The 26,457-nt window shown below is 62.9% G+C and carries 29 protein-coding genes; 16 read left to right on the top strand and 13 right to left on the bottom strand.

The annotated features are described in order from the left end of the window. Positions 1-31 precede the first annotated feature (31 nt). Positions 32-2,077 carry a S9 family peptidase gene (locus SFA35_RS06935; protein ID WP_320576567.1) on the top strand — a complete coding sequence of 682 codons (2,046 nt, stop codon included), beginning with the start codon at positions 32-34 and terminating at the stop codon, positions 2,075-2,077. A 66-nt stretch (positions 2,078-2,143) separates the two neighbouring features. Then, positions 2,144-2,614, top strand: coding sequence for a cyclic nucleotide-binding domain-containing protein (locus tag SFA35_RS06930; RefSeq protein WP_320576566.1), 471 nt, complete (start codon positions 2,144-2,146; stop codon positions 2,612-2,614). An 18-nt stretch (positions 2,615-2,632) separates the two neighbouring features. On the opposite strand, the gene SFA35_RS06925 is transcribed toward SFA35_RS06930, so the two are convergent. Next, a complete protein-coding gene (locus SFA35_RS06925) occupies positions 2,633-2,920 on the bottom strand; it encodes a hypothetical protein (RefSeq protein WP_320576564.1) in 288 nt (95 codons plus the stop codon). Positions 2,921-2,997: 77 nt separating this feature from the next. On the opposite strand from SFA35_RS06925, the gene SFA35_RS06920 reads away from it, so the two are divergent. The 4 genes from SFA35_RS06920 (at position 2,998) to SFA35_RS06905 (ending at position 5,008) form a co-directional block, all read left to right on the top strand. Continuing rightward, entirely contained in the window at positions 2,998-3,678 is a 681-nt protein-coding gene (locus SFA35_RS06920) for a hypothetical protein (protein ID WP_320576562.1), read from the top strand. A 37-nt stretch (positions 3,679-3,715) separates the two neighbouring features. Beyond that, entirely contained in the window at positions 3,716-4,081 is a 366-nt protein-coding gene (locus SFA35_RS06915) for a YajD family HNH nuclease (RefSeq protein ID WP_320576560.1), read from the top strand. Positions 4,082-4,083: 2 nt separating this feature from the next. Continuing rightward, positions 4,084-4,578: an RNA methyltransferase gene (locus SFA35_RS06910; protein ID WP_320576558.1), complete on the top strand. Its 495-nt coding sequence runs from the start codon at positions 4,084-4,086 to the stop codon at positions 4,576-4,578. A gap of 61 nt (positions 4,579-4,639) precedes the next feature. Then, positions 4,640-5,008 carry a DUF2892 domain-containing protein gene (locus tag SFA35_RS06905; protein ID WP_320576556.1) on the top strand — a complete coding sequence of 123 codons (369 nt, stop codon included), beginning with the start codon at positions 4,640-4,642 and terminating at the stop codon, positions 5,006-5,008. 779 nt (positions 5,009-5,787) lie between these two features. Here the strand turns inward: SFA35_RS06905 and SFA35_RS06900 are convergent. Beyond that, positions 5,788-7,629 carry a potassium transporter Kup gene (locus SFA35_RS06900; RefSeq protein WP_414058529.1) on the bottom strand — a complete coding sequence of 614 codons (1,842 nt, stop codon included), beginning with the start codon at positions 7,627-7,629 and terminating at the stop codon, positions 5,788-5,790. A 261-nt stretch (positions 7,630-7,890) separates the two neighbouring features. Between SFA35_RS06900 and rimO the strand changes: the two genes are divergently transcribed. The 5 genes from rimO (at position 7,891) to tsaA (ending at position 11,794) form a co-directional block, all read left to right on the top strand. Continuing rightward, positions 7,891-9,228, top strand: a complete 1,338-nt coding sequence (gene rimO / locus SFA35_RS06895) for a 30S ribosomal protein S12 methylthiotransferase RimO (protein ID WP_320576552.1) — start codon at positions 7,891-7,893, stop codon at positions 9,226-9,228. Positions 9,229-9,351: 123 nt separating this feature from the next. Further along, on the top strand, positions 9,352-9,819 hold the full coding sequence (locus tag SFA35_RS06890) for a GNAT family N-acetyltransferase (protein WP_320576549.1): 468 nt from the start codon (positions 9,352-9,354) through the stop codon (positions 9,817-9,819). A 50-nt stretch (positions 9,820-9,869) separates the two neighbouring features. After that, a complete protein-coding gene (locus SFA35_RS06885; RefSeq protein WP_320576547.1) occupies positions 9,870-10,580 on the top strand; it encodes an rRNA pseudouridine synthase in 711 nt (236 codons plus the stop codon). A 48-nt stretch (positions 10,581-10,628) separates the two neighbouring features. Continuing rightward, the gene (locus tag SFA35_RS06880; protein ID WP_320576545.1) at positions 10,629-11,090 is read left to right on the top strand and encodes a DUF1456 family protein; all 462 of its coding nucleotides are present in this window, start codon (positions 10,629-10,631) and stop codon (positions 11,088-11,090) included. Positions 11,091-11,098: 8 nt separating this feature from the next. Then, positions 11,099-11,794: a tRNA (N6-threonylcarbamoyladenosine(37)-N6)-methyltransferase TrmO gene (gene tsaA, locus SFA35_RS06875; RefSeq protein WP_320576543.1), complete on the top strand. Its 696-nt coding sequence runs from the start codon at positions 11,099-11,101 to the stop codon at positions 11,792-11,794. A 111-nt stretch (positions 11,795-11,905) separates the two neighbouring features. On the opposite strand, the gene fpr is transcribed toward tsaA, so the two are convergent. Beyond that, a complete protein-coding gene (fpr, locus tag SFA35_RS06870) occupies positions 11,906-12,685 on the bottom strand; it encodes a ferredoxin-NADP reductase (protein ID WP_002554680.1) in 780 nt (259 codons plus the stop codon). A 122-nt stretch (positions 12,686-12,807) separates the two neighbouring features. On the opposite strand from fpr, the gene SFA35_RS06865 reads away from it, so the two are divergent. Continuing rightward, positions 12,808-13,734: a LysR family transcriptional regulator gene (locus SFA35_RS06865; RefSeq protein ID WP_320576540.1), complete on the top strand. Its 927-nt coding sequence runs from the start codon at positions 12,808-12,810 to the stop codon at positions 13,732-13,734. Positions 13,735-13,738: 4 nt separating this feature from the next. Here the strand turns inward: SFA35_RS06865 and SFA35_RS06860 are convergent, their stop codons facing one another. From SFA35_RS06860 to SFA35_RS06850, 3 genes are all read right to left on the bottom strand, one after another. Continuing rightward, entirely contained in the window at positions 13,739-14,101 is a 363-nt protein-coding gene (locus SFA35_RS06860) for a diacylglycerol kinase (protein ID WP_320576538.1), read from the bottom strand. A gap of 69 nt (positions 14,102-14,170) precedes the next feature. Beyond that, entirely contained in the window at positions 14,171-14,821 is a 651-nt protein-coding gene (gene erdR, locus SFA35_RS06855) for a response regulator transcription factor ErdR (protein WP_320576535.1), read from the bottom strand. 72 nt (positions 14,822-14,893) lie between these two features. Continuing rightward, positions 14,894-15,607 carry a tRNA-uridine aminocarboxypropyltransferase gene (locus SFA35_RS06850; RefSeq protein ID WP_320576531.1) on the bottom strand — a complete coding sequence of 238 codons (714 nt, stop codon included), beginning with the start codon at positions 15,605-15,607 and terminating at the stop codon, positions 14,894-14,896. A 218-nt stretch (positions 15,608-15,825) separates the two neighbouring features. Between SFA35_RS06850 and SFA35_RS06845 the strand changes: the two genes are divergently transcribed. Then, positions 15,826-16,257 (top strand): PA3611 family quorum-sensing-regulated virulence factor, encoded by a 432-nt coding sequence (locus SFA35_RS06845; protein ID WP_320576529.1) that lies wholly within the window; start codon positions 15,826-15,828, stop codon positions 16,255-16,257. Position 16,258: 1 nt separating this feature from the next. Here the strand turns inward: SFA35_RS06845 and SFA35_RS06840 are convergent, their stop codons facing one another. Beyond that, positions 16,259-16,456: a hypothetical protein gene (locus SFA35_RS06840; RefSeq protein ID WP_320576528.1), complete on the bottom strand. Its 198-nt coding sequence runs from the start codon at positions 16,454-16,456 to the stop codon at positions 16,259-16,261. Between the two features lie 189 nt (positions 16,457-16,645). Here SFA35_RS06840 and SFA35_RS06835 point away from each other — a divergent pair, with 189 nt between their 5' ends. After that, positions 16,646-17,710, top strand: a complete 1,065-nt coding sequence (locus SFA35_RS06835) for a TIGR00730 family Rossman fold protein (RefSeq protein ID WP_320576527.1) — start codon at positions 16,646-16,648, stop codon at positions 17,708-17,710. A gap of 63 nt (positions 17,711-17,773) precedes the next feature. Here SFA35_RS06835 and recX read toward each other — a convergent pair whose 3' ends face one another. From recX to SFA35_RS06820, 3 genes are all read right to left on the bottom strand, one after another. Next, on the bottom strand, positions 17,774-18,241 hold the full coding sequence (gene recX, locus SFA35_RS06830; protein ID WP_320576526.1) for a recombination regulator RecX: 468 nt from the start codon (positions 18,239-18,241) through the stop codon (positions 17,774-17,776). A 9-nt stretch (positions 18,242-18,250) separates the two neighbouring features. After that, positions 18,251-19,363: a recombinase RecA gene (gene recA, locus SFA35_RS06825; protein WP_320576525.1), complete on the bottom strand. Its 1,113-nt coding sequence runs from the start codon at positions 19,361-19,363 to the stop codon at positions 18,251-18,253. Positions 19,364-19,449: 86 nt separating this feature from the next. Continuing rightward, positions 19,450-19,950, bottom strand: a complete 501-nt coding sequence (locus tag SFA35_RS06820; protein ID WP_320576522.1) for a CinA family protein — start codon at positions 19,948-19,950, stop codon at positions 19,450-19,452. Between the two features lie 118 nt (positions 19,951-20,068). Here SFA35_RS06820 and mutS point away from each other — a divergent pair, with 118 nt between their 5' ends. Next, positions 20,069-22,636: a DNA mismatch repair protein MutS gene (mutS, locus tag SFA35_RS06815; RefSeq protein ID WP_320576520.1), complete on the top strand. Its 2,568-nt coding sequence runs from the start codon at positions 20,069-20,071 to the stop codon at positions 22,634-22,636. A 139-nt stretch (positions 22,637-22,775) separates the two neighbouring features. Further along, on the top strand, positions 22,776-23,099 hold the full coding sequence (fdxA, locus tag SFA35_RS06810) for a ferredoxin FdxA (RefSeq protein ID WP_320576518.1): 324 nt from the start codon (positions 22,776-22,778) through the stop codon (positions 23,097-23,099). A 473-nt stretch (positions 23,100-23,572) separates the two neighbouring features. Here the strand turns inward: fdxA and rpoS are convergent, their stop codons facing one another. The 3 genes from rpoS to SFA35_RS06795 form a co-directional block, all read right to left on the bottom strand. Beyond that, on the bottom strand, positions 23,573-24,577 hold the full coding sequence (gene rpoS / locus SFA35_RS06805; protein WP_320576516.1) for an RNA polymerase sigma factor RpoS: 1,005 nt from the start codon (positions 24,575-24,577) through the stop codon (positions 23,573-23,575). A 106-nt stretch (positions 24,578-24,683) separates the two neighbouring features. Beyond that, entirely contained in the window at positions 24,684-25,640 is a 957-nt protein-coding gene (locus SFA35_RS06800) for a peptidoglycan DD-metalloendopeptidase family protein (protein ID WP_320576514.1), read from the bottom strand. A 171-nt stretch (positions 25,641-25,811) separates the two neighbouring features. Beyond that, positions 25,812-26,447 carry a protein-L-isoaspartate(D-aspartate) O-methyltransferase gene (locus SFA35_RS06795; protein WP_320578891.1) on the bottom strand — a complete coding sequence of 212 codons (636 nt, stop codon included), beginning with the start codon at positions 26,445-26,447 and terminating at the stop codon, positions 25,812-25,814. Positions 26,448-26,457: the final 10 nt, after the last annotated feature.

The following is a 26,457-nucleotide window of genomic DNA, read 5'->3' as shown; positions in this document are numbered from 1 at the left end:
TGGCGGCCAATGGCCGAACCGGAGACCGCCCATGCCCCAATCCGCTCACGCCCCGATCGCCCACACCGTGCCTGGCACCGACCCCTACGCCTGGCTGCAGGAGCGCGACGACCCGGCCGTGCTGGACTACCTCAAGGCCGAGAACGCCTGGCAGGAAGCTTGCCTGGCCGATGAACAAGGGCTGCGCGAGCAGCTGTTCGAGGAGATCAAGGCACGCATCCGCGAAACCGACCTGTCGCTGGCCTCGCCCTGGGGCGCCTACCTGTATTACACCCGCACCACGGCGGGCGACGAATACGCGCGCCACTACCGCTGCCCGCGCCCGGCCGATGATTCGGCCACGGTCGACGAGAGCCAGGAGCAGCTGCTACTCGACCCCAACGAGCTGGCCGCCGGCGGTTTTCTCTCGCTGGGCACCTTCAACGTCAGCCCCGACCACCAACGCCTGGCCTACAGCCTGGATACCACCGGCGACGAGATCTACCGCCTGTACGTCAAGGAGCTGGCCACCGGCGCCGTGGAGCAACTGCCGTTCGACGATTGCGACGGCAGCATGACCTGGGCCAACGACAGCCAGACGCTGTTCTTCGCCGAGCTGGACGAAACCCACCGGCCGTTCAAGCTGTACCGCCACACCCTCGGCGAACCTGGCAGCGAGGCGGTGTTCGAGGAGGCCGACGGGCGTTTCTTTTTGCACTGCTACCGCTCCAGCTCCGAGCGCCAGCTGATCCTGCAACTGGGCAGCAAGACCACCAGCGAGAACTGGGTGCTTGACGCCGAACAACCGCGTGGCGCCTTTCAGTGCGTTGCCGCTCGGGTCGAAGACCACGACTATCACATCGACCACGGCCAGCTCGACGGTCAATGGACCTGGTTTGTGCGCAGCAACCAGACCGGCATCAACTTCGCCCTCTATCAGGTGCCCGATCAAGGCCAGGTGCCCAGCCGCGAGCAGTGGCAGGAGCTGATCGGCCATCGCGACCAGGTGATGCTCGAAGGTGTCACCCTAAACGCCCAGGCCTTCAGCCTGAGCCTGCGCGAGGGCGGCCTGCCGGTGATCGAGGTGCACGCCCAGGGCTTGGCGCCCTATCGCGTGCAACTGCCCGACGCGGTGTACAACCTGTACCTCTACGACAGCCTGGAATTCACCAGCACACGGGTGCGCCTGCGCTACGAATCGCTCAACCGCCCCGGGCAGATCCGCCAGCTGACGCTGGCCGACGGCAGCCAGCAGGTGCTCAAGGAAACCCCGGTGCTGGGCACCTTCAATGCCGATGACTACGTCAGCCAGCGCCTCTGGGCCACCGCCCCGGACGGCGTGCAGGTGCCGATCAGCCTGGTGGTGCGCCGCGACGCCGTGGGCCAGCCGACCCCGCTGTATCTTTATGGCTACGGCGCCTACGGCTCTAGCCTGGACCCCTGGTTCTCCCATGGCCGCCTGAGCCTGCTCGACCGTGGTGTGGCCTTTGCCATCGCTCATGTGCGCGGCGGCGGCGAGCTGGGCGAAGCCTGGTACCGCGCCGGCAAGCAGGAGCACAAGGCCAATACCTTCAGCGACTTCATCGCCTGCGCCGAGCACCTGATCGCCCAGGGCCTTACCCGCTCCGAGCAACTGGTCATCAGCGGCGGCAGCGCCGGCGGCCTGCTGATCGGCGCGGTGCTCAACGAGCGGCCCGAGCTGTTCCGGGCGGCCATCGCCGAGGTCCCCTTCGTCGACGTGCTCAACACCATGCTCGACCCCGATCTGCCGCTGACTGTCACCGAGTACGACGAGTGGGGCAACCCGCAAGATCCAGAGGTCTACGCGCGAATCAAGGCCTATGCTCCCTATGAGAACGTGCGCGCACAGGCCTATCCGGCGATGCTGGTGATCGCCGGCTACAACGACAGCCGCGTGCAGTATTGGGAGGCAGCCAAATGGGTGGCGCGCCTGCGCGAACGCAAGACCGACAGCAACCTGCTGCTGCTCAAGACCGAGCTGGGTGCCGGCCACGGCGGCATGAGCGGCCGCTACCAGGGTCTGCGTGACCTGGCCCTCGAATACGGTTTTGTATTCAAGGTGCTGGGGTTGGTGTAACAATCACCGGGCGAGGCAGCCGGCATCGGCCGCTCGCCCCAGACGACAATTTGAAGACCGTGAACCATGTCAGACCAAGCCACGCTCAAAATCGAAATTCGCGACAAGCTGATGGACTGCGGACTGTTCAATAACCTGCCACCGGCGGAGCTGACCACCGCGGCGGGCTATTTCATCATCAGTCAGATGAAAAAAGGCGAGGAAATCTTCCACGAGGGCGATGCCGGCACCTTCATGTGCATCATCCACTCCGGCCACGTCTCGGTGCAGAAGACCAGCGTGGACGATCGTCAGGTGGAGATGGCGGTGCTGCGCAAGGGCACGTTCGGCGAGATGGCGGTACTGGACGGCGAGCGCCGTTCGGCCACCTGCATCGCCGCCACCGATTGCTATCTACTGAACCTGGGCAAGGACTCGCTGGACAAGATGATCAATGACGCACCCAAGGTCGCGGCGAAGATCATCCGCGCGCTGGCGGTGGCGCTGTCGCGGCGCCTGCGCATGGTCGACGGCCAGTTGCTGGCGTCCAAACCCTGAGCGCTGCGCCGAGCTGACTCAACCGGTCGGTGCACGCGCCTTGTTCTCGGTGCTTTCGAAGCCGCCGGAGTCCTGCTCCTTGGGCGGGCTGGGCGGCTTGATCGCCGGCAACAGCGGCGAATCACGGGTGATCCCGCCATCGCCGGGCGGCGGTGGCACCGTCAATTGCGGGTAAGGGGTGGGGATGGGCGCACTCGGGCCGGCCGACTTGACCGTCGCCCCGTTGCCGAAAGGCGCGTCTTCAGCCACCGCGCCACCTGCCCAGCAGGCCACACCGACCATCACCGCTACCATGATTGACTTCATTGCTGCTTCCACTGTCTGCACTTCTTGCTGCCTGACCCATTCCTGCCCGTGACGAGGCTACTACTAATGAGCGCCACATGAAACGTTTCGTATTACTCGACACCGCCCCCATTCCGGAAAACGGCGGTGCCCTGTGCCTGTTCGAGTACGGCGAAGACTTCGTCATCAAGATCCAGGGCGGCGACGGCGGCCAATTGATGAACACTCGCATGCACGGCTCCGAGGACGCCCTGGCCGAGATCCCCTGCCGCAAGGTGGCGGGCCGGCCAAACTCCAGGGTGCTTATCGGCGGCCTGGGCATGGGCTTTACCCTGGCCTCGGCGCTCAAGCACCTGGGCAAGACCGCCGAGGTGGTGGTCGCCGAACTGGTGCCCGGGGTGGTGGAGTGGAACCGCGGCGCGCTGGGCGAAAAAGCCGGCCGGCCGCTGCTCGACCCGCGCACCACCATTCGTCTGGAGGACGTGGCCAAGGTGCTGCAGGCCGAGCCCGCCGGCTTCGACGCAATCATGCTGGACGTGGACAACGGCCCCGAAGGCCTGACCCAGCGCGCCAACAGCTGGCTGTACTCCAGCGGTGGCCTGGCGGCCTGCGCCAAGGCCCTGCGCAACAAGGGCGTGCTGGCGGTGTGGTCGGCCAGCGCCGACCGGCAGTTCTCCGACAAGCTGCGCAAGGCCGGCTTCAAGGCCGAGGAGGTGCAGGTGTTCGCCCATGGCAACAAGGGCACGCGCCATACCATCTGGATCGCCCAGAAGCTGTAGAATGGCCCCTTAACCGTCCTATGCCCGAGGTGAACCCATGAGTTCGTCCACCCCCCATACCGCCAAGCTCGACAAGATTCTCGCCGAGGCCCAGCGCGAGCGCGAAAGCGGCTACCGCGACAAGGCCCTGAGAATGTACCCGCACGTGTGCGGCCGCTGCGCCCGCGAGTTCGCCGGCAAGCGCCTGAGCGAGCTGACCGTGCACCACCGCGACCACAACCACGACAACAACCCCCAGGACGGTTCCAACTGGGAGCTGCTGTGCCTGTACTGCCACGACAACGAGCACTCGCGCTACACCGACCAGCAGTACTATGCCGAAGGCTCCACCAGCAGCCCGACCATTGCCAAGGCCACCCACAATCCCTTCGCGGCCCTTGCCGGCCTGATGAAGAAGGACTGAGCGTGACGCAAGACAGTTATCAGCAGCGCTACAACAAACGTTACAGCTGCATCGGGCTGTTCAACCCCAAGTCCCCGGAAAACGTCGGCTCGGTGATGCGCGCCGCCGGGTGCTATGGGGTCAATTCGGTGTTCTACACCGGCAAGCGCTACGAGCGGGCTCGCGACTTCGTCACCGATACCAAGCGCATTCATTACGACATCCCGCTGATCGGCATCGACGACCTGCAGAAAATCATCCCGCTGGGCTGCACCCCGGTGGCGGTAGAGCTGGTGGACGGCGCCCGGCCCCTGCCGGAATACACCCACCCGGACCGCGCCATCTACATCTTCGGCCCGGAAGACGGCAGCCTCGACGCCAGCGTGCGCGATTGGTGCGAGGAGACCATCTACATCCCTACGCACGGCTGCATGAACCTGGCCGCGACGGTGAACGTGGTGCTCTATGACCGCATGGCCAAGGGCAACAACACCCGTTCGGGGCCGAAATTCAAATAACCGATGGAACAGCCCGGCGCTTTGGCAGTCAGCTTATTATCATTGCCATCAGGAGACGATCATGAGCGACAACAAGGTGCTGCAAGTGCTGGACACTCCCTACACCACGCCGGCCGAGCACAATGTGCAAGGCTGGGAACGGGCAGGTTCGATTGCCGCGGGCGTGATTCTGCTGGGCAAGGGCGTGGCCCGCGGCGGCATCTTCGGCCTGCTGCAAATCGCCCTGGGTGGCGTTGCGCTCAAGCGCGGCTTTACCGGCCACAGCGAGGCGAAGAGCATGCTGCAACGCGGCCGCGAGAGCCTGGACGAGGTGCGTGGCAGCATCGAGCGTGCGGGCGACGAGTTGGTCAAGTTGAAGGACAATGCGGTGAAGGCGACCAAGGATGCGACCGTGACCGGGAATGATTCCCTGGATACACCGAAGGTCTGATCCAGCCTGCGAGCTGCCTCTGATCTTGATCTGCTGTTGATCTTGCTCTGCTTTCGATCTTGATCTGCTTTTGATCTTGATCTTGATCTTGATCTGCTTTTGATCTTGATCTTGATCTACCGCGACTTCAGCAGGCCGAACGGAGCAGCGCGGGAGTGGTGGCGCGAGGCAGGAGCCGAGCGAGCGCCGCGCGGCCAGGGACGGCCGCTCGGCGCGTACGCCACGGAGCGATGTGGAGAGAGGGAACCCGGAGCGCAGCGTAGGGCCAATGAATGGAGCGGAGGCCTTTTGGTTACTTTTGGGCCTTTCCAAAAGTGACTCGCTGTAAGAGCGAAAGGGGCCTCTGGCCGCGTTGGAGATGCCGGATAAGCCTCAATATCGCAGTAGCGACTCGTTGATTTTTAAGCTAATCCATTTCTACGGGAGGTACGTACTCACCTTTTCGCCCTTACGGCGACTCACTTTTGGAAAGGCCCAAAAGTAAGCAAAAGGCCTCCGCTCCATTCATTGGCCCTGCACTTCGCTACGCTACGTTACGGGTTCCCTCCTTACGCATCGCTCCGTGGCGTACGCGCCGAGCGGCCGTCCCTGGCCGCGCGGCGCTCGCTCGGCTCCTGCCTCGCGCCACCACTCCCGCGCTGCTTCAGTCGGCCTGCTGAAGTCGCGGTAGATCAAGATCAAAAGCCAGATCAAAAGCAGATCAAAAGCAGATCAAAAGCAGATCAAAAGCAGATCAAAAGCAAAGTAGCTCGCGCTGCAGAGCGCGAGCTGTGGGGCTTTTACATTTCTACTTGGGTGCCCAGCTCAATCACCCGATTCACCGGCAACCTGAAAAACCGCAAATTACCATTGGCGTTCTTCAGCATGAACGCGAACAAGCCTTCACGCCAACGCGCCATACCCACAATCTTCGAAGGGATCACCGTCTCGCGACTGAGAAAATAAGTCGTGCGCATCGGGCTGAAATCCAGCTCCGGAATGTGGCACAACGCCAGGGCCGCCGGCACATCCGGCTCGTCCATGAAGCCATAATGCAGGATCACCCGGAAGAAGCCCTCATCGAAGGTTTCCACCTCGAAACGCTCGGCCGGCGGGACCCGCGGTGTGTCCTCGGCGATCACCGTGAGCAGCACCACCTGCTCGTGCAACACCTGGTTGTGCAACAGATTGTGCAGCAAGGCATGGGGCACGGCGTCGGAACGTGCGGTGAGGAACACCGCAGTGCCCTGCACCCGGTGCGGCGGCTGGATATGGATGCTGCTGATGAACAGCGGCAACGGCAGCGCGCCCTCGTCGATGTGCTCGGCCAGCAGCTGCTTGCCGCGCTTCCAGGTGGTCATCAGGATGAACAGCACAGTACCGGCCAGCACCGGGAAGGCGCCGCCCTGGACGATCTTCGGCACGTTGGCAGCGAAGAACAGGCCATCCACCAGCAGGCAGACGATCAGCACCGGCACGGCAAACAGCGGCGGCCATTTCCACAGCAGCAGCATTACCGCCGACACCAGCAAGGTGGTCATCAGCATGGTCCCGGTCACCGCCACGCCGTAGGCCGAGGCCAGCGCGCCGGAGGACTCGAAGCCCAGCACCAGCAGGACCACGCCGCACATCAGCGCCCAGTTCACCGCACCGATGTAGATCTGCCCCTGCTCGCTGCTGGAGGTGTGCTGGATCTGCATGCGCGGGATGTAACCCAGCTGGATAGCTTGCTGGGTCAGCGAGAAAGCCCCGGAGATCACCGCCTGCGAGGCGATCACCGTGGCCACGGTGGACAGCCCGATCAACGGCAGCAGCGCCCAGCTCGGCGCCAGCAGGTAGAACGGGTTGCGCGCCGCTTCGGCGTCGCCGAGCATCAGCGCGCCCTGGCCAAAATAGTTGAGCACCAGCGCCGGCAGCACCAGGATGAACCAGGCACGAGCGATCGGCTTGCGGCCGAAGTGGCCCATATCGGCGTACAGCGCCTCGGCGCCGGTCAGCGCCAGCACCACGGCGCCGAGCACGGCCACGGCGATGCCGATGTGCGCGGTGAAAAAGCGCACGCCCCATTTCGGGTTCAGCGCCTGCAGCACCTCGGGATGCTGGGAGATGCCATAGGCGCCCAGCGCCCCGAGCACCAGGAACCAGGTGACCATCACCGGCCCGAACAGCTTGCCGATGCGCGCGGTGCCATGACGCTGGATCAGGAACAGACCCACCAGCACCACCAGCGACAACGGCACCACCCAGTGTTCGATACCGTCGAAGGCCAGCTCCAGACCTTCGATGGCCGAGAGTACCGACACCGCCGGGGTGATCATGCTGTCGCCGTAAAACAGCGCCGCGCCGATCAGCCCGCACACCACCAAGGCTGCGCTCAGGCGTGGATAGGGCGCAGCGGCGCGGCGCGCCAGCGCAGTCAGGGCCATGATGCCGCCTTCGCCCTGGTTGTCGGCGCGCAGCACGAACAGCATGTACTTGATGGACACCACCCAGATCAGCGACCAGAAGATCAGCGACAGGATGCCCAGCACGCCGTCGTGGTCCACGGGGATACCGTAACCGCCGGTGAACACCTCCTTGAGGGTGTACAAAGGACTGGTACCGATGTCGCCATACACGACCCCAACGGCCGCGACCAACATGCTTAACGGCTTGACCGCTGAATGTTCGGCGCTTGCCGCACTGCTTGCCTGAGACATCAACCACTCCTGAAACAATGCTTTCAAAACTTGACGGTGCGTAACGCGGCGAAGCATAGCGCAGCACTCGTCGTATTTCCCTTCATAATGCTGGTCAAGCGCGTTTCTCATCGCTAGAATTGCGCACTTTTTGATCAGAGGCGCCCATCGAGCGCCCTGCCAGGCCGCCCATCGGGCTCGCCTTACATCACACCGAGGTTAGTCATGTCCACCGTCCCCACGTCCGCCGCCCCCAAGGTCGGCTTCGTCTCTCTGGGTTGCCCCAAGGCCCTGGTCGACTCCGAGCGCATCCTGACCCAGTTGCGCATGGAAGGCTACGAAGTCGTGCCGACCTACCAGGACGCCGACGTCGTGGTGGTCAACACCTGCGGGTTTATCGACACCGCCAAGGCCGAATCGTTGGAAGTGATCGGTGAAGCCATCGCCGAAAACGGCAAGGTCATCGTCACCGGCTGCATGGGCGTCGACGAAAGCGTGATCCGCAACGTGCATCCCAGCGTGCTGGCGGTCACCGGACCGCAGCAGTACGAACAGGTGGTCAACGCCGTGCACGACGCCGCGCCGCCGAAGCTGGACCACAACCCGCTGATCGACCTGGTGCCCCCGCAAGGGGTCAAGCTGACCCCGCGTCACTACGCCTACCTGAAGATCTCCGAAGGCTGCAACCACAGCTGCAGCTTCTGCATCATTCCCTCGATGCGCGGCAAGCTGGTCAGCCGCCCGGTGGGCGATGTGCTCGACGAAGCGCAGCGCCTGGTCAAGTCCGGGGTCAAGGAACTGCTGGTGATCTCCCAGGACACCAGCGCCTACGGCGTGGACGTCAAGTACCGCACCGGTTTCTGGAACGGCCAGCCAGTCAAGACGCGCATGACCGAACTGTGCGAAGCCCTCAGCAGCCTGGGCGTGTGGGTGCGCCTGCACTACGTCTACCCCTACCCGCACGTCGACGAGCTGATTCCGTTGATGGCCGCCGGCAAGATCCTTCCGTATCTGGACATCCCGTTCCAGCACGCCAGCCCCAAAGTGCTCAAGGCCATGAAACGCCCGGCGTTCGAGGACAAGACCCTGGCGCGCATCAAGAACTGGCGCGAACAGTGCCCGGACCTGATCATCCGCTCGACCTTCATCGTCGGTTTCCCCGGCGAGACCGAGGAGGACTTCCAGTACCTGCTCGATTGGCTCACCGAAGCCCAGCTGGACCGCGTTGGCTGCTTCCAGTATTCGCCGGTCGAAGGCGCGCCGGCCAACCTGCTGGACCTGCCAGTGGTGCCCGACGACATCAAGCAGGAACGCTGGGACCGCTTCATGGAGCACCAGCAGGCCATCAGCGCCGCGCGCCTGCAGCTGAAGATCGGCAAGCAGATTGAAGTGCTGATCGATGAAGTCGACGAACAAGGCGCGGTCGGCCGCTGCTTCTTCGACGCTCCGGAAATCGACGGCAGCGTGTTCATCGAAACCACTGCGGCCATCAAGCCGGGCGACAAGGTCATGTGCCGGGTGGTGGATGCCGATGAGTACGACCTGTGGGCCGAGTTGATCTGATGCCCAAGGCCTGAAACCGGCCTGACGCCCGAGAGGGCGCAGGCCGGTGCGCAAGCTGCCCCGCCATGCCGCCGCACAATCCTGTGCTAGCGTTTACGCATACCCCCCGCCCAGAGGGCCGCGATGCGTGACGAGCTGGTTGTGTCCACCCCCCATCCAAACGACTACCCGGAATTGGCCCTGCTCTGGGAAAAGTCCGTGCGTGCCACCCACCACTTTCTTCCCGACAGCTATATAAGACTGCTACGGCCCCTGGTCGAGCAACGCTACCTGGACGCCGTCATGCTGATCTGCTGCCGCGACCGCCGTGGCCACATCACCGGTTTCGCCGGGGTGGCCATGGGCAAGGTGGAAATGCTCTTCATCCACCCTCGCCATCGTGGCCACGGCATCGGCACCTGCCTGCTGCGCTACGCGGTGCAGCGGCTCAACGCCAACGAGCTGGAAGTCAACGAGCAGAACCCCAAGGCGCTGGCGTTCTACCGCAAGCAGGGCTTCGAAGTGGTCAGCCGTTCTGCGGTGGACGGCATGGGCCAACCCTACCCGCTGTTGCGTATGCGCCTGGCCCAGGCGCAATCTGCGCGGGCTTAAAGGGCGTCAGGCGAGTACACTGTTGCCCTTTCTTTACAGCGGCCCCCGTCATGTCCGAACCCATCCGTCTCTCCAAACGCCTGATCGAACTGGTGGGTTGCTCCCGCCGCGAGGCTGAACTGTTCATCGAGGGCGGTTGGGTCACAGTGGATGGCCAGGTGATCGACGAGCCGCAATTCAAGGTCGACAGCCAGGTCGTCGCGCTGGACCCCGCAGCCAAGGCGGTAGCACCGGAGCCGGTCACCCTGCTGTTGCACCAGAGCGCCGACATGACGGCGGAGCAGGCCCTGGCGGCCCTGACCGCCGACAACCTCGGCGAAGAATTCCGCTTCGGCAAGCGCCCGCTCAAAGGCCATTTCCTGCGCCTGACCTGCGCGGCCGAGCTGCAGGCCCATGCCAGCGGCCTGCAGGTGTTCACCCAGGACTTTCGCGTGCTGCGCAAGCTGACCGACGACAAGGGCAAGCTCGAACACGAATACCTGGTGGAAATCAAAGGCGAGATGAGCCCCCACGGCCTCAACCGCCTGCACCACGGCGCCACCTACAAGGGCCGCGAATTGCCGCCGGTCAAGTGCAGCTGGCAGAACGAGACGCGCCTGCGCTTTGCCATGAAGAACCCGCAGCCCGGCCTGCTCGCGCAGCTGTGTGCCAGTGTCGGCCTGACCATCGTTTCCATGCGCCGCCTGCGCGTGGGCGGTGTGTCCATGGGCAAGCTGGCGGCCGGGCAATGGCGCTATCTGGCCAACAACGAAAAGTTCTGACCCTTCCCGTGCGCCGCGCTTGCGGCGCCATCGCATCAGGTACTGCCCATGATCCACAACGACGTATTGCGTAGCGTGCGCTACATGCTCGACATCAGCGACGCCAAGGTCGTCGACATCATCAGGCTGTCGGGCCTGGAGGCCAGCAAGGCCGATGTCATCAGCTGGCTCAAGAAGGACGAGGAAGAGGGTTTCGTGCACCTGCCCGACGAGGCCATGGCGCACTTTCTCGACGGCCTGGTGATCTTCAAGCGTGGCCGCGACGACAGCCGCCCGCCTCTGCCGATCGAACTGCCGGTGACCAACAACGTCATCCTGAAAAAGCTGCGGGTGGCCTTCGAGCTCAAGGAAGACGACCTGCACGCGATTCTAAAGGCCGCCGACTTCCCGGTGTCCAAGCCGGAACTCAGCGCCCTGTTTCGCAAATTCGGCCATAACAACTATCGCCCCTGCGGCGACCAGCTGCTGCGCAACTTCCTCAAGGGCCTGACCCTGCGCGTGCGCGGCTGAGCCCTGGCATGAGCCACAGCGTCACGCCGGTAGGCTTCGTGCGCTCCTGCTTCAAGGAGAAGTTCGCCATCCCGCGCCAGCCGCAGCTGGCACCCGCCGCGCGCGGCGTGCTGGAGCTGGTGCCACCGTTCGACAACGGCGATGCGGTGCAAGGGCTCGAACAGGTCAGCCACGTGTGGCTGCTGTTCCTGTTCCACCAGGCCCTGGAGAGTACGCCGCGCCTCAAGGTGCGCCCACCGCGCCTGGGCGGCAACAAGGCCATGGGCGTGTTCGCCACCCGTGCCACCCATCGTCCCAATGGCATCGGCCAGTCGGTGGTCAAGCTGGACCAGGTCGAACCCGGTCGGCTGCACCTGTCGGGCATCGACCTGCTCGATGGCACCCCGGTGCTCGATATCAAGCCCTACGTGCCCTACGCCGACCAGGTGGCCGATGCGGCCAACGGGATCGCCAGTGCGGCGCCGCTGTTGATTCAGGTGAGCTGGAGCGAGACGGGCCTGCAGCAGGCCCACGAGCACGCCTTGCGCCTGGGCGAACCGCTGGTGGCGTTGATCGAACAGTGCCTGGCCCAGGACCCGCGCCCGGCCTATCAAGTGCCGTCGCCGGAACGGGTGTACGGGGCAAGGTTCTGGGATGTGGATGTGCGCTGGCACTATCCGCAGGCGGGGGTGATCTGTGTGCAGCAAGTGCAGGCAGCGAACTGAGTCGGCGTGGGAGCGGGCATAGCCCGCGAGCGCTTGAGTGTGACCTGGTAAAAGCTCGGGGGCTGGGCCCCCTCCCACATTGGCAGCACTGCACCCCGAGGGGTGCCGGGCTCACTTCTCGACGAACGCCCGCTCGATCAGGTAATCGCCCGGCTCGCGCATGCGCGGCGACACGGTCAGGCCGAAGCTGTTAAGCACTTCGCTGGTCTCGTCGAGCATGCTCGGGCTGCCGCAGAGCATGGCGCGGTCGTCCTGCGGGTTGATCGGCGGCAAGCCGATGTCGCTGAACAGTTTGCCGCTGCGCATCAGGTCGGTCAGGCGGCCTTCGTTCTCGAACGGCTCGCGCGTCACGGTGGGGTAGTAGATCAGCTTGTCACGCAGCGCTTCGCCGAAGAACTCGTTCTGCGGCAGGTGCTCGGTGATGAACTCGCGATAGGCGACTTCGTTCACGTAGCGCACGCCGTGGCAGAGGATGACCTTTTCGAAGCGCTCGTAGGTTTCCGGGTCTTGAATCACGCTCATGAACGGCGCCAGGCCGGTGCCGGTGCTCAGCAGGTACAGGTGCTTGCCGGGCTTGAGGTCATCGAGCACCAGGGTGCCGGTGGGCTTCTTGCTGATGATGATCTCGTCGCCTTCCTTGAGGTGCTGCAGCTGGGAAGTCAGCGGGCCGTCGGGCACCTTGATGCTGAAGAACTCCAGATGCTCTTCCCAGTTCGGGCTGGCGATGGAATAGGCGCGCATCAGCGGACGGCCATTGGGCTGCTGCAGTCCGATCATCACGAACTGCCCGTTCTCGAAGCGCAGGCCCGGGTCGCGGGTGCACTTGAAGCTGAACAGGGTGTCGTTCCAGTGGTGAACACTGAGAACTCGTTCGTGGTTCATGTTGCTCATGGGACTAAAGCTCCTCGGGAATTCGCGTGCGCTGATCAAGAGCGCGATTGCGCACTATTCTAAAGGCAGCCACAATATCTGTTAACTGAATTATCAAGATATGGGTTATCGGTTATATAGATATGCGATTCACACTTCGTCAACTGCAAGTCTTTGTCACCGTGGCCCAACAGGAGAGCGTGTCGCGCGCTGCCGTGCTGCTGGCGCTCTCGCAATCGGCGGCCAGCACCTCCATCACCGAGCTGGAGCGCCAGTCCAGCTGCCAGCTGTTCGACCGCGCCGGTAAACGCCTGAGCCTCAATGCCCTGGGCCAGCAGCTGCTGCCCCAGGCGGTTGCCCTGCTCGACCAGGCCAAGGAGATCGAGGACCTGCTCAACGGCAAGTCGGGCTTCGGCTCGCTGGCGGTTGGTGCCACCCTGACCATTGGCAACTACCTGGCCACCTTGCTCATTGGCCGATTCATGCAGCTGCACCCGGAAAGCCAGGTCAAGCTGCATGTGCACAACACCCAGCACGTGGTGCAGCAGGTGGCCCATTACGAGATCGACCTGGGCCTGATCGAGGGCGACTGCAGCCACCCCGACATCGAGGTGCAGCCGTGGGTAGAAGACGAGCTGGTGGTGTTCTGCGCGCCCAGCCATCCGCTGGCACAGCAGGCGCGGGCAAGCATGGAGGAGTTGACCCGCGAGGCCTGGATCCTGCGCGAACAGGGCTCAGGCACTCGCCTGACCTTTGACCAAGCGATGCGCCATCACCGCTCGTCACTGAACATTCGTCTGGAGCTGGAGCACACCGAGGCGATCAAGCGCGCTGTGGAGTCAGGCCTGGGCATCGGCTGCATCTCGCGGCTGGCGCTGCGCGACGCCTTCCGCCGTGGCAGCCTGGTGGCCCTGCAAACCCCGGGCCTGGACCTGCTGCGCCAGTTCTACTTCATCTGGCACAAGCAGAAATACCAGACCTCGGCCATGCGCGAGTTTCTCGACCTGTGCCGGCAGTTCACCGCCGGCGTGCAGCGCAGCGATGAAATCGTCCTGCAGAGCATCGTCTGACGCTTCAGAGCAGGATCACACCCCAGACCAGAGCGATGGCGCTCAACGCCACAAATTGCGCGGCGCTGCCCATGTCCTTGGCGTTCTTGGACAGCGGGTGGCGATCCAGCGAGATACGGTCGATAGCCGCCTCGATAGCCGAGTTGAGCAGCTCGACCATCAGGGCCAGCAGGCACACGGCGATCATGATCGCCCGTTCGGCGCGGCTGACGTGCAACAGGAAGCTGCACGGGATCAGCACCACGTTGAGCAGCACCAGTTGGCGGAAAGCAGCTTCCCCGGTAAAGGCGGCCCGCAGACCGTCCAGCGAGTAGCCAGCGGCATTGAAAATACGCTTGAGGCCGGTCTGGCCCTTGAAAGGCGACATAGGGGAGGTCTGCTACCGATAAAAGATGACGATTGTACGAGCAAACGAGTCAAAAAAACGTGAATCGACTCAATTGGGCGAGATGGACTCCAACTGCTGCAGAAGCAGTGCCGCCTGGGTGCGAGTGCGCACATTGAGCTTGCGAAAGATCGCCGTGACGTGCGCCTTGACCGTGGCCTCGGAGACATTCAGCTCGTAGGCGATCTGCTTGTTCAGCAGGCCTTCGCACACCATGGTCAGCACGCGAAACTGTTGCGGCGTCAGGCTGGCCAACCCCTCGCTGGCGGCCCGCGCCTGGTCCGAGACGCTGACCGCCTCGAACGCCTGCGGCGGCCACCAGACGTCGCCGTCGAGAATGGCCCGTACCGCCTGCTGAATCACTTCCAGCGGGCTCGACTTGGGAATGAAACCACTGGCGCCGAACTCGCGCGAGCGCACCATTACCGCCGCCTCTTCCTGGGCCGAGACCATCACCACCGGAATCTGCGGATACTGCCCGCGCAGCAGCACTAGCCCGGAGAAGCCGTAGGCACCCGGCATGTTGAGATCGAGCAGGACCAGGTCCCAATCGGCTTTCTCGTCCAGCCGGCCTTCCAGCTCGGCGATGCTGGCCACCTCGACCAGACGCACCTCGGCGCCCAGGCCCAGGGTCAATGCCTGATGCAGGGCGCTGCGGAACAATGGGTGGTCATCGGCAATGAGGATTTCGTAGGTGGCCATCTATCAGGCTGATCCTGTACGGCAGGTCGTTGAACAGCAGGCGGCCAAGGATGACCAGCCCACAGCGGGCGGTCAAGGGCCGATGAACGGCCGCAGAAAGCAGTGAGCGGCGTCGTCCGGATCCACCGCCGTCTTTGCCTTGCCGCACAGATAGTGTGCGCTGAACACATCCAGATAAGCATCCAGCACCCGCGCCGCAGTCTCTTCCCCGGCCAGCTCCAGACACAGCGCTGCCACCTCGGCGGTGCAGAAGTGATCGTCGCGCCGGGAGCGCCTGAGCTGGTAACGGGACAACTGTTCCGGCGCCAGGCTCAGTACCGGGAAGCGCTCCAGATAGGGGCTCTTGCGAAACATCTTGCGCGCCTGGGTCCATGTCGCGTCGAGCAGGATGAACAACGGGCGCTTGCCCGCTACCGGCGTGACCTCGCTGACTACCCGCTGCGGCTCGACGAACTCGCCCGGGAAGACAATGTAGGGTTGCCACTGCGGGTCCTCCAGCAATTGCAACAAGGCGGCGTCGACGGCCGTGCGTTCCCACACATAGGCATGAGTCTGCTCGACCACATCGGCGATCAGCCAGCCGGTGTTGCTGGGTTTGAGCGACTCACCCTTGGCCATCAGCAGGCACATGCCCGAATGGGCCGGTACGCTGGGCTTCCATTGGCACAGGCAATAGTCGGCAATTACTCGGCAGCGATGACAGCGCGGCGCGCGCCAGCCGCGCACCAGCGGCAGGTCGGTTTCGGCGAGGCGCTCGGCGCGCAGACGGAAGATGGCGTGGGTCATTGCAGGTCACTGTGCTGGTGGGCTCTTCGCGGCCAGGTCGCCACGGCGGCGCATTCTAACAGCGCAACCTGAACCTGGCTTCATCCGTCAAAAGTAGTACCGCCCGGCTCGAGCCCCTATAATCGGCGGCCATCAGGTACGCCTGCGGGGAACACACCCCGGGTTGGCCGGTCCAACGCACCTGTTACCGCACATGTCCTGAACCAATGGAGAGCTTAATGCCACGCCTTATCGTCCCGTCCGTTGCCCTGCTGCTGGCCCTGCCGTTGGCTGTTCAAGCGGCTTCCAAGCAGGATTTCGAACTGAACAAGTTGCTCCAGGAAGTGGCTCAGCAAAGCAGCGTCGGCACCCCGCGCGCGATCAGCGAAGACATCCTCGACCAGGGCTACACCGTCGAGGGCAAGGAACTGATCGATCATCTGAGCGTACGCGAAGGCCAGGCCGAGCAGATGCGCGCCGATCCCAAGACCGTTTACTTCCAGCTGGGCGCCAGCGTGTGCCGCAACCAGGGTTACCTCGACCTGATGAAGAAGGGCGCGGTCATGCGCTATGACTTCACCGAGTATCAGACCAACCGCGAAATCATGACCCACCGCTTTACCCTGGCCGATTGCAGCGGCAAGCCCGCCGCGAAAAAGAAGACCAAGTAAGCTAACGAGAAGAATCGGCGCGCCGCTGCTCTTCCTCGGCGCGCATTTCCGCGAGCAGAGCCTGCATGTAGCGCGAGTGGCGCTCGCCACCTTCCAGCCGCCTCACGCACTCCTGCTCCAGGGTTGAGTGATTGGCCTGGGCGGCCTGCTTGAGCAGAGCATACAAGTTTGAATCTATTTCCAACGTGAGCCTGGGCACGAGGCCTCCTTAGCGCGCTGTGCTTCCTGCTTATATTCATTAAATCAGAGCACACCGGTCTTAGGATCCTATCTGACGGATGGCCCTTGGCTGCTATCCAGGCGGTCAGAAAACCGGTTGCCACCCTTCGACTGTCGAGGTCATTATCCTGCGGATGTTGCCGTCACAGCGGCGTACAAGGAGACGTGAATGCCTTACCAACCCGACGACGCCTTGACCCGGCACTTTGCCGCCAAAGGCCTGGATCTGACCGACACCATCGAGCGCCAACTGAGCCACCTGGCGCCCGACAGCCCCAACCTTGCACTCTACCGCGACATGATGTTGACCGTGCTGCGCATGGCCGAGGATGACCGCAACCGCTGGAATGCCAAAATCACCCTGCAGACCCTGCGCGAACTTGACCATGCCTTCCGTGTGCTCGAGCGCTTCAAGGGCCGTCGCAAGGTCACCGTCTTCGGCTCCGCGCGCACACCCGTCGAGCACCCTTTGTATGCCCAGGCGCGCGACCTCGGTGCGGCCCTGGCCAAGGCACAATTGATGGTCATCACCGGCGCCGGCGGCGGCATCATGGCGGCCGCCCACGAGGGTGCGGGGGCCGAGCATAGCCTGGGCTTCAACATCACCCTGCCCTTCGAGCAACATGCCAACGCCACCATGGAAGGCAGCGAGCAACTGGTGCCTTTCCACTTCTTCTTCATTCGCAAGCTGTTCTTCGTCAAGGAGGCCGATGCCCTGGTGCTCTGCCCGGGCGGCTTCGGCACGCTGGACGAGGCGCTGGAAGTGCTGACGCTGATTCAGACCGGCAAGAGCCCGCTGGTGCCAGTGGTTTTGCTGGACACCCCGGACGGCAGTTTCTGGCGCGACGCGCTGAGTTTCATCCGCAACCAACTCGAAGCCAACCATTACATCCTGCCCAGCGACCTCAAGCTGCTGCGGCTGGTGGACAACGCCGACGACGCAGTGGCCGAGATCAACCGCTTCTACAGCAACTTCCACTCCAGCCGCTGGCTGAAGAATCTATTCGTGATTCGCATGCACCATGCCTTGACGCTCGATGCACTCGAAGAGCTGCAAGCGCGTTTCGCCGACATCAAGCTGAGCGATCGCTTTCATCAGTACGTCGACGACGGCCAAGACGACGCGCAGTTCGCCCATTTGGCAAGGCTGGCCTTTACCTTCAATGGCCGGCATCACGGGCGGCTGCGCGAATTGGTGGATTACATCAATGAGGCGGGGAATTGGGCTGATTGAAACCCTGAAGCAGGAGCACATCGGCCGGCCTCGCGGCCGGTCGGGGGCTTGCCCCCCACTGTTTCAGTCGTCCAGAGACCGACCACTGAGCAGCCGACTGACCAGCTCCATGGAATAGCCGCGATACACCAGAAAACGAGTCTGCTTGGCCCGTTCGCGCATATCAGCCGGCAGGCGTCCGGCAAATTTGCGCTGCCAAGTGTCTGCCAGCTGCGCCGCCCAATCGAAACCCGACTCGCGTAATGCCTGTTCGACATCGGCGCGTGCCAGGCCACGCTGTTGCAGTTCTTCACGGATACGCGCTGGCCCGTAGCCTGAACCGGCTCGGTAGCGAACGAAGCTTTCCAGATAGCGAGCTTCGGACAACAGCCCCTCTTCGCTCAAACGATCGAGGGCCTGCTCGATCATTTCCGGATCGGCGCCGCGTTGACGCAGTTTGCGCGTCAACTCGACTCGGCCGTGCTCGCGACGAGCGAGCAGATCCATGGCCGTCCGTCGCACGGCGACGGGTGTATCCAATACCGCTGACATCAATAGACCTTAGAAATCGGCGTCGGCGTCTACCAAATCATCGGCCGGGGAGTCTTCGACAGCGGCCTGCTTACCTTTGGCGTCCTTGACGTCTTTGGCGTCTTTCGCGTCTTTCGCATCCTTGGCGTCTTGACCACCGGTCAGCAGCTTGTCGCGGATCTGCTTCTCGAGGGCTGCACCGATTTCCGGGTTGTCCTGCAGGAACTTGGCCGAGTTGGCCTTGCCCTGGCCGATCTTGCTGCCCTGGTAGCTGTACCATGCACCGGATTTCTCCAGCAGGCCATTGGCAACGCCCAGGTCGATGATCTCGCCATTCAGGTAGATACCCTTGCCGTACAGGATCTGGAATTCAGCCTGACGGAAAGGTGGAGCAACCTTGTTCTTGACGATCTTGACGCGGGTTTCGCTGCCGACCACTTCGTCGCCTTCCTTCACCGCACCGGTACGGCGGATATCAAGGCGCACCGACGCGTAGAACTTCAGCGCGTTACCACCAGTGGTGGTTTCCGGGCTGCCGAACATGACGCCGATTTTCATGCGGATCTGGTTGATGAAGATGACCAGGCAGTTGGCGTTCTTGATGTTGCCGGTGATCTTGCGCAGTGCCTGGGACATCAGGCGAGCCTGCAGGCCCACGTGCATGTCGCCCATCTCGCCTTCGATTTCCGCCTTGGGCACCAGTGCCGCCACGGAGTCGACGATGATCACGTCAACGGCGTTGGAGCGTACCAGCATGTCGGTGATTTCCAGGGCCTGTTCGCCGGTGTCCGGCTGCGAGACCAGCAGGTCGTCGACGTTGACGCCCAGCTTGCCGGCATACTCGGGGTCCAGCGCGTGCTCGGCGTCGACGAAGGCGCAGGTGGCGCCGCTCTTCTGGGCCTGGGCGATGACCGACAGGGTCAGCGTGGTTTTACCCGACGATTCCGGGCCGTAGATTTCGACGATACGGCCTTTTGGCAAACCGCCGATGCCCAGCGCGATGTCCAGGCCCAGGGAACCGGTCGAAATGGCAGGGATAGCCTGGCGATCATGATCGCCCATACGCATGACGGCGCCCTTGCCGAATTGACGTTCGATCTGACCCAGGGCCGCAGCCAAGGCACGCTTCTTGTTGTCGTCCATTGAAGTCCTCACGTAATCAATAAGGCCGGGGAGGCCTGAACACCTGTATAAGTAGACAGTATTATTCCACAGTGGCCGCCGCGCGCCTACCCCTGTATTGGATTTTCTCCTGCGCCAAGGTGTAACAAGCCCTCTAGCGCGGCGATTACCGTTTGTCGGCGCACCGCTTCCCGATCGCCGGTGAACTGCCGCCGCTCGCTGTATAGCCGAGCGCCATCGGCCCAGGCCAGCCAGACGGTGCCCACCGGCTTCTCGGCCGAGCCGCCATCGGGGCCGGCGACGCCGCTGACTGCCACGCTGAAGCGCGCACCACTGTGCCCCAGAGCGCCGGCGGCCATGGCCTCGACCACCTCGCGGCTGACCGCACCCACTTGGCCGAACAGGACTTCAGGCACACCCAGCTGGCGGGTCTTCTGCGCATTGGAGTAGGTCACATAGCCAGCCTCGAACCAGGCCGAGCTGCCGGCAACCCGGGTGATCGCCTCGGCGATGCCGCCACCGGTGCAGGATTCGGCCGTGCTGACCTGCGCCGACAGCGCGTGCAGACGCAGCCCCAGGGTGGTGGCAAGGGTGGTCACTACGTCCATCGGCAGGGCTCCATTACATGAGGGTGCGCCTACCGTACACCAGCGGCACTCGTGAAAAAATCCCTGTACCATGGGCGGTTAGCTTCCCTGCACCTTCCGACACGAGCCAAGTCATTGAATGTCTGACCTTTCCAACCACACCCCGATGATGCAGCAGTACTGGCGCCTGAAGAACCAGCACCCAGACCAGCTGATGTTCTACCGCATGGGCGACTTCTACGAAATCTTCTACGAAGATGCGAAGAAAGCGGCCAAGTTGCTGGACATCACGCTGACCGCGCGGGGCCAGTCGGCCGGCCAGTCGATTCCCATGTGCGGCATCCCCTACCATGCCGCCGAGGGCTATCTGGCCAAGCTGGTCAAGCTCGGCGAGTCGGTGGTCATCTGCGAGCAGATCGGCGACCCGGCCACCAGCAAAGGGCCGGTGGAACGTCAGGTCGTGCGGATCATCACGCCGGGAACGGTCAGCGACGAAGCACTCCTGGACGAGCGCCGCGACAACCTGATTGCCGCCGTGCTCGGCGACGAACGGCTGTTCGGCCTCGCCGTGCTGGATATCACCAGCGGCAACTTCAGCGTGCTGGAGATCAAGGGCTGGGAAACCCTGCTGGCGGAGCTTGAACGCATCAATCCGGTGGAGCTGCTGATCCCGGACGACTGGCCCCAGGGCCTGCCGGCGGAAAAACGTCGCGGCTCGCGGCGCCGGGCGCCGTGGGACTTCGAGCGCGACAGCGCGCACAAAAGCCTGTGCCAGCAGTTTTCCACCCAGGACCTCAAGGGTTTCGGCTGCGAAACCCTGACCCTGGCCATCGGCGCTGCCGGCTGCCTGCTCGCCTACGCCAAGGAAACCCAGCGCACCGCCCTGCCCCACTTGCGCAGCCTGCGTCACGAACGCCTGGACGACACGGTGATCCTCGACGGCGCCAGCCGCCGCAACCTGGAGCTGGACACCAACCTGGCCGGTGGCCGCGACAACACCCTGCAGTCGGTGGTCGATCGTTGCCAGACCGCCATGGCCAGCCGCCTGCTGACGCGCTGGCTGAATCGCCCGCTGCGCGACCTCAAGGTGTTGCAAGCCCGGCAGAGCTCCATAGGCTGCCTGCTGGAAGGTTACCGGTTCGAGCAGTTGCAACCCCAGCTCAAGGAAATCGGCGATATCGAGCGCATCCTTGCCCGTATCGGCCTGCGTAACGCCCGTCCGCGGGACCTCGCGCGCCTGCGCGATGCTCTGGGCGCCCTGCCGCAACTGCAAGTGGCCATGGCCGAGCTGGAGGCGCCGCATCTGGCCGGGCTGGCGCGGACTGCCGGCACATATCCACAGCTCGCCGACCTGCTGCAACGCGCGATCATCGACAACCCGCCCGCGGTGATCCGCGACGGTGGGGTGCTCAAGACCGGCTATGACGGCGAGCTCGACGAACTGCTGTCGCTCAGCGAAAACGCCGGGCAGTTCCTCATCGATCTCGAAGCCCGGGAAAAGGCCCGCACCGGCCTGGCCAACCTCAAGGTCGGCTACAACCGGGTGCACGGCTATTTCATCGAATTGCCGAGCAAGCAGGCCGAACAGGCGCCGGCCGACTATATCCGACGCCAGACACTCAAGGGCGCCGAGCGCTTCATCACGCCGGAACTCAAGGAGTTCGAGGACAAGGCGCTGTCGGCCAAAAGCCGCGCGCTGGCCCGGGAAAAGATGCTTTACGAGGCATTGCTCGAAGACTTGATCGGACACCTGGCACCGCTGCAGGACACCGCTGCCGCCCTGGCCGAGCTGGATGTGCTGAGCAACCTGGCCGAGCGCGCGCTCACCCTTGATCTCAATTGCCCGAGCTTTGTCGACGAGCCTTGCATGCGCATCACCCAGGGTCGCCACCCGGTGGTCGAGCAGGTGCTGACCACGCCGTTCGTGGCCAACGACCTGGCACTGGACGACAATACGCGCATGTTGGTCATTACCGGGCCAAACATGGGGGGTAAATCCACCTACATGCGCCAGACGGCGCTGATCGTGCTATTGGCTCATATCGGTAGCTATGTGCCTGCTGCCCGCTGCGAACTATCAATGGTCGACCGCATCTTCACCCGGATCGGCTCCAGCGATGACCTCGCGGGCGGGCGCTCGACGTTCATGGTGGAGATGAGCGAAACCGCCAACATCCTGCACAATGCCAGCGAGCGCAGCCTCGTGCTGATGGACGAGGTGGGCCGCGGCACCAGTACCTTCGACGGCTTGTCACTGGCCTGGGCGGCTGCGGAACGTCTGGCGCAGTTGCGTGCCTATACGTTGTTCGCGACGCATTATTTCGAACTGACGGTACTGCCGGAAAGCGAGCCACTGGTGGCCAACGTGCATCTCAATGCCACTGAACACAACGAGCGCATCGTCTTTTTGCACCACGTACTGCCCGGGCCGGCCAGCCAGAGCTATGGCCTGGCGGTCGCGCAACTGGCCGGGGTCCCGACTCCGGTGATCAAGCGCGCTCGTGAACACCTGAGCCGCCTGGAAACCTCCAGCCTGCCCCGGGATGTTGCGGTGGCCAAGCAGGGCAAGGTCAAGGTGCCGCACCAGAGCGATCTGTTCGCCAGCCTCCCCCACCCGGTGCTGGATGAGCTGGCCAAGGTCGATGTCGACGGGCTGACGCCACGCCAGGCGCTGGAATTGCTCTATACATTGAAGACGCGGGTCTAACGCCGCCTGTAACAAGCTGTTAGAATCCCGCGCGGTTTGGCAATGCCGTGGCCTCCTAGCCTGGGCCACGTCGATACAGTCAGACCAAGCGGCCCTATCAGCAGGGCTTCGCTGCCGCCGCCTGAGGAGAGAAAGAGAAATGACCTTCGTCGTCACCGACAACTGCATCAAGTGCAAATACACCGACTGCGTAGAAGTCTGTCCGGTGGACTGCTTCTACGAAGGGCCGAACTTCCTGGTTATCCACCCGGATGAGTGCATCGACTGCGCCCTGTGTGAACCGGAATGCCCGGCCAATGCGATCTTCTCCGAAGATGAAGTGCCTGAGGACATGCAAGAATTCATTCAGTTGAATGTAGAGCTGGCGGAAGTCTGGCCGAACATCACCGAGAAAAAAGACGCACTACCGGACGCTGAAGAGTTCGATGGCGTGAAAGGCAAGATCAAGGACCTGGAACGCTAAGGCGTCAGACCATCCAGCTCCTCAGGGCCTCCACACGGAGGCCTTTTTATTGCAGGCAAAAAAAGGGGCGGTTTGACCCGCCCACATTTTCTTCCATGTTCCCTGTTTTCCTGTCCATCGTCCTGATGAATCGCGTCGTGCAATGTCCTCGACAACCTTCCTTAGCTGCCGGTGCCCTTATCCTTGAGCACGGTTCGATATTACTCTCTCCAGCGATCACGGCAACCGGCAAAAGCTTTCAAAGGAATTCGATTAACCATCCGGTTACTACAAGAAATTACTTTCAATTCAGTTAGTTGTAATCGGGCACTAAATCAGTTCAGCCGCAGATTTCATTCAGCTTGGTCGATCACTTACGCTAGTTGTCAGCGATGACCTACATTCATAGTCAGTCACTGGTGCAATCCACAACAGCGTCATACACAAAGCACAACGCCCCGCAAGGCGGGGCGCTGCAGGGTAGTGCGTGGGGGTTACTGGAACAGCGATTCGCTGGACAGCCCGTTCTTCTCGAGGATCTCGCGCAGACGCTTGAGGCCTTCGACCTGAATCTGCCGGACTCGCTCGCGGGTCAGCCCAATCTCCAGGCCGACATCTTCCAGGGTGCTGCTCTCGTGCCCGCGCAGGCCAAAGCGGCGTACCACCACCTCGCGCTGCTTGTCGGTGAGCTCCGATAGCCAATGGTCGATGCTTTGCGAGAGATCGTCGTCCTGCAACAGCTCGCAGGGATCGGTCGGCCGATCATCGGTGAGGGTGTCGAGCAGGGTCTTGTCCGAGTCAGGCCCCAGGGAGACATCCACCGACGACACCCGCTCATTGAGCCCCAGCATGCGCTTGACCTCGCCGACCGGCTTCTCGAGCAGGCTGGCGATTTCCTCCGGTGAGGGCTCATGATCGAGCTTCTGGGTCAGTTCGCGGGCGGCCCGCAGGTAGACGTTGAGCTCCTTGACCACATGAATGGGCAGCCGGATGGTCCGGGTCTGGTTCATGATGGCGCGTTCGATGGTCTGGCGGATCCACCAGGTCGCGTAGGTGGAGAAGCGGAAACCGCGTTCCGGGTCGAATTTCTCGACCGCGCGAATCAGGCCCAGGTTGCCTTCTTCGATCAAATCGAGCAGCGACAAGCCGCGGTTGACGTAGCGCCGGGCGATCTTGACCACCAGGCGCAGGTTGCTTTCGATCATCCGCTTGCGGCCCGCCGGGTCACCCTTTTGCGAGAGTCGGGCGAAGTGCACCTCCTCTTCAGGTGATAACAGGGGGGAAAAACCGATTTCATTCAAGTACAGCTGCGTGGCGTCCAGCGCCCGGGTGTAGTCGATGTACTTGTGCTGCTTGAGCGCCGTGCTGCTTTTGGCCTTGGCCCGAACTGCCGGTTGAACAGGTGGTTCTTCCGACTCTGCATCCAGGACGATAGAAGTTTCCATAAGGAGCACTTCATCGTCGATGTCAAACTCCGGCGCTTCTTTGTTGAGAGCCATTGTTATAGTCCTTTGCTGAGTTCGACCTCAAGCTCTAGCGCTGCCGTTTTCCTTGGCTACGCTGGAGCCTGTCCCCTTCTACGTACAGGAACAGGCTGACAACAAATCACCGACGCGGCAGAAATTGCAACGGATCCACAGGTTTGCCCTGACGGCGGATTTCAAAGTGCAGCTTCACACGGTCAGTACCCGTAGAACCCATTTCGGCAATCGTCTGCCCGACTTTGACCTGCTGCCCCTCCCGAACCAAGAGCCTGCGGTTGTGACCGTAGGCGCTGACGTAGGTGTCGCCGTGTTTGATGATGATCAGTTCGCCGTAGCCCCGCAAGCCACTCCCAGCGTAAACCACCGATCCATCAGACGCGGCAAAAACAGGCTGTCCCAAATCCCCGGCGATATCAATTCCTTTATTCAAACTACCGTTTGAAGCAAATTTCCCGATCAAAGTGCCATTAGCCGGCCATGCCCAGTTGCCCGCCAGCCGTTCTCCGGCTGGGACGGGGTTGGTGCTCGGCGCCACAGTTGAGGATGGCACGGGCGTACCAGTAGCAACAGCCGGAGCCGCAACGATGGGCCGACGAATGACCGTTGTCTTCAGTGAAGAAGAAGGCGTGGAGCTGGAGGTAACGGTTGAAGTCGAGCCTGGCGCTGCGGCGATCTCGGTGCGTGGCGCCGCCGCAGGGGCGGTGCCGGAACCGCCATCGAAGCGGATGACTCGGCCAAGGTACAGGGTATAGGGCGGTGCGATCCTGTTGCGTTCGGCGAGGGCCTTGAAGTCCCAGCCGTAACGAAAGGCGATGGAATACAGCGTGTCGCCACGGCGCACTACGTACTGCCCGGTGGTGACCATAGGGCGTTGTGGCGTGGTGGCCGCCGCTGCCCGGGCTGGAGCGCTGCCAGTGGCACCACCGTTGCTGCGGTCGACCACGCGCACGCCATTGGACGGTGCGCTGGCGCAGCCTACCAAGGTCAGGGCAAGGACAAGGCCAGTCGTCAGAAGCTTGAAGCTTGAACCTGTCCGTGCGAACCGTCGCACACGCTGCCGATTGACTGTGAGACTCACCCGCCGCTCCCTTTCCTGGTGATGAATTTATGCAAAATATAGTGGCGCAATTATAACGATTCGCTATCGAAGAGGATGGCACTGGTAAGATAATTCAATACATTATTTTACCGTGCAGCCCCTCAGACACGCGCGCATCAGACGAATTCAGTGGCAATCAATGACCGTGGCTCAAGCCAGAGGCCCGTTGAGCAACGGCACGAAGCGCACCGCTCCTAGCACATGACGGGCAAAGCCATGCTCTTCGCGCACGATAAGCATCAATTGCTGCACCTCGCCGGAGCCCACCGGAATGACCATGCGGCCACCGGGCGCCAATTGGTCGAGCAGGGCCTGGGGCACATCGGCCGCGACCGCCGTGACAATGATGCCGTTGTAGGGCGCCAGCGCCGGCCAGCCTTCCCAGCCGTCCCCCCAGCGAAACACCACGTTGCGCAGGTTCAGCTCGACCAGGCGCTCCTTGGCGCGGTCCTGCAGGACCTTGATGCGCTCCACGGAAAACACCCGCTCCACCAACTGCGCCAGCACGGCGGTCTGGTAACCCGAACCGGTGCCGATTTCCATGACCTTGTCCAGTGGGCCCGCTGCCAGCAGCAGCTCGCTCATGCGCGCAACCATATAAGGTTGCGAGATGGTCTGGTTGTGCCCGATCGGCAGCGCGGTATCTTCATAGGCGCGATGGGCCAGCGCCTCGTCGACGAACAGGTGGCGCGGGGTGCGCCTGATCACGTCGAGCACGCGGGTGTTGGTCAACCCTTCCTCGTACAGCCGCTGGATCAGCCGCTCGCGGGTACGCTGCGAGGTCATGCCGATGCCG

Origin of the sequence: Pseudomonas sp. HR96, assembly GCF_034059295.1 — a bacterium.
GTDB lineage: Bacteria > Pseudomonadota > Gammaproteobacteria > Pseudomonadales > Pseudomonadaceae > Aquipseudomonas.
This window is presented reverse-complemented; position numbering and strand designations above follow the sequence as displayed.

Bases quoted from the DNA above. Each gene is read 5' to 3' on its own strand.
- tsaA (WP_320576543.1), top strand. From the start codon at position 11,099: ATGAGCCACAGCGTCACGCCGGTAGGCTTCGTGCGCTCCTGCTTCAAG.
- mutS (WP_320576520.1), top strand. From the start codon at position 20,069: ATGTCTGACCTTTCCAACCACACCCCGATGATGCAGCAGTACTGGCGC.
- SFA35_RS06915 (WP_320576560.1), top strand. From the start codon at position 3,716: ATGAGTTCGTCCACCCCCCATACCGCCAAGCTCGACAAGATTCTCGCC.
- SFA35_RS06890 (WP_320576549.1), top strand. From the start codon at position 9,352: ATGCGTGACGAGCTGGTTGTGTCCACCCCCCATCCAAACGACTACCCG.
- SFA35_RS06905 (WP_320576556.1), top strand. From the start codon at position 4,640: ATGAGCGACAACAAGGTGCTGCAAGTGCTGGACACTCCCTACACCACG.
- SFA35_RS06935 (WP_320576567.1), top strand. From the start codon at position 32: ATGCCCCAATCCGCTCACGCCCCGATCGCCCACACCGTGCCTGGCACC.
- rimO (WP_320576552.1), top strand. From the start codon at position 7,891: ATGTCCACCGTCCCCACGTCCGCCGCCCCCAAGGTCGGCTTCGTCTCT.
- recX (WP_320576526.1), bottom strand. From the start codon at position 18,241: ATGTCAGCGGTATTGGATACACCCGTCGCCGTGCGACGGACGGCCATG.
- SFA35_RS06820 (WP_320576522.1), bottom strand. From the start codon at position 19,950: ATGGACGTAGTGACCACCCTTGCCACCACCCTGGGGCTGCGTCTGCAC.
- SFA35_RS06885 (WP_320576547.1), top strand. From the start codon at position 9,870: ATGTCCGAACCCATCCGTCTCTCCAAACGCCTGATCGAACTGGTGGGT.
- SFA35_RS06930 (WP_320576566.1), top strand. From the start codon at position 2,144: ATGTCAGACCAAGCCACGCTCAAAATCGAAATTCGCGACAAGCTGATG.
- rpoS (WP_320576516.1), bottom strand. From the start codon at position 24,577: ATGGCTCTCAACAAAGAAGCGCCGGAGTTTGACATCGACGATGAAGTG.
- erdR (WP_320576535.1), bottom strand. From the start codon at position 14,821: ATGGCCACCTACGAAATCCTCATTGCCGATGACCACCCATTGTTCCGC.
- fpr (WP_002554680.1), bottom strand. From the start codon at position 12,685: ATGAGCAACATGAACCACGAACGAGTTCTCAGTGTTCACCACTGGAAC.
- SFA35_RS06860 (WP_320576538.1), bottom strand. From the start codon at position 14,101: ATGTCGCCTTTCAAGGGCCAGACCGGCCTCAAGCGTATTTTCAATGCC.
- SFA35_RS06835 (WP_320576527.1), top strand. From the start codon at position 16,646: ATGCCTTACCAACCCGACGACGCCTTGACCCGGCACTTTGCCGCCAAA.
- SFA35_RS06920 (WP_320576562.1), top strand. From the start codon at position 2,998: ATGAAACGTTTCGTATTACTCGACACCGCCCCCATTCCGGAAAACGGC.
- recA (WP_320576525.1), bottom strand. From the start codon at position 19,363: ATGGACGACAACAAGAAGCGTGCCTTGGCTGCGGCCCTGGGTCAGATC.
- SFA35_RS06845 (WP_320576529.1), top strand. From the start codon at position 15,826: ATGCCACGCCTTATCGTCCCGTCCGTTGCCCTGCTGCTGGCCCTGCCG.
- SFA35_RS06850 (WP_320576531.1), bottom strand. From the start codon at position 15,607: ATGACCCACGCCATCTTCCGTCTGCGCGCCGAGCGCCTCGCCGAAACC.
- SFA35_RS06925 (WP_320576564.1), bottom strand. From the start codon at position 2,920: ATGAAGTCAATCATGGTAGCGGTGATGGTCGGTGTGGCCTGCTGGGCA.
- SFA35_RS06880 (WP_320576545.1), top strand. From the start codon at position 10,629: ATGATCCACAACGACGTATTGCGTAGCGTGCGCTACATGCTCGACATC.
- SFA35_RS06900 (WP_414058529.1), bottom strand. From the start codon at position 7,629: ATGTTGGTCGCGGCCGTTGGGGTCGTGTATGGCGACATCGGTACCAGT.
- SFA35_RS06865 (WP_320576540.1), top strand. From the start codon at position 12,808: ATGCGATTCACACTTCGTCAACTGCAAGTCTTTGTCACCGTGGCCCAA.
- SFA35_RS06795 (WP_320578891.1), bottom strand. From the start codon at position 26,447: ATGACCTCGCAGCGTACCCGCGAGCGGCTGATCCAGCGGCTGTACGAG.
- fdxA (WP_320576518.1), top strand. From the start codon at position 22,776: ATGACCTTCGTCGTCACCGACAACTGCATCAAGTGCAAATACACCGAC.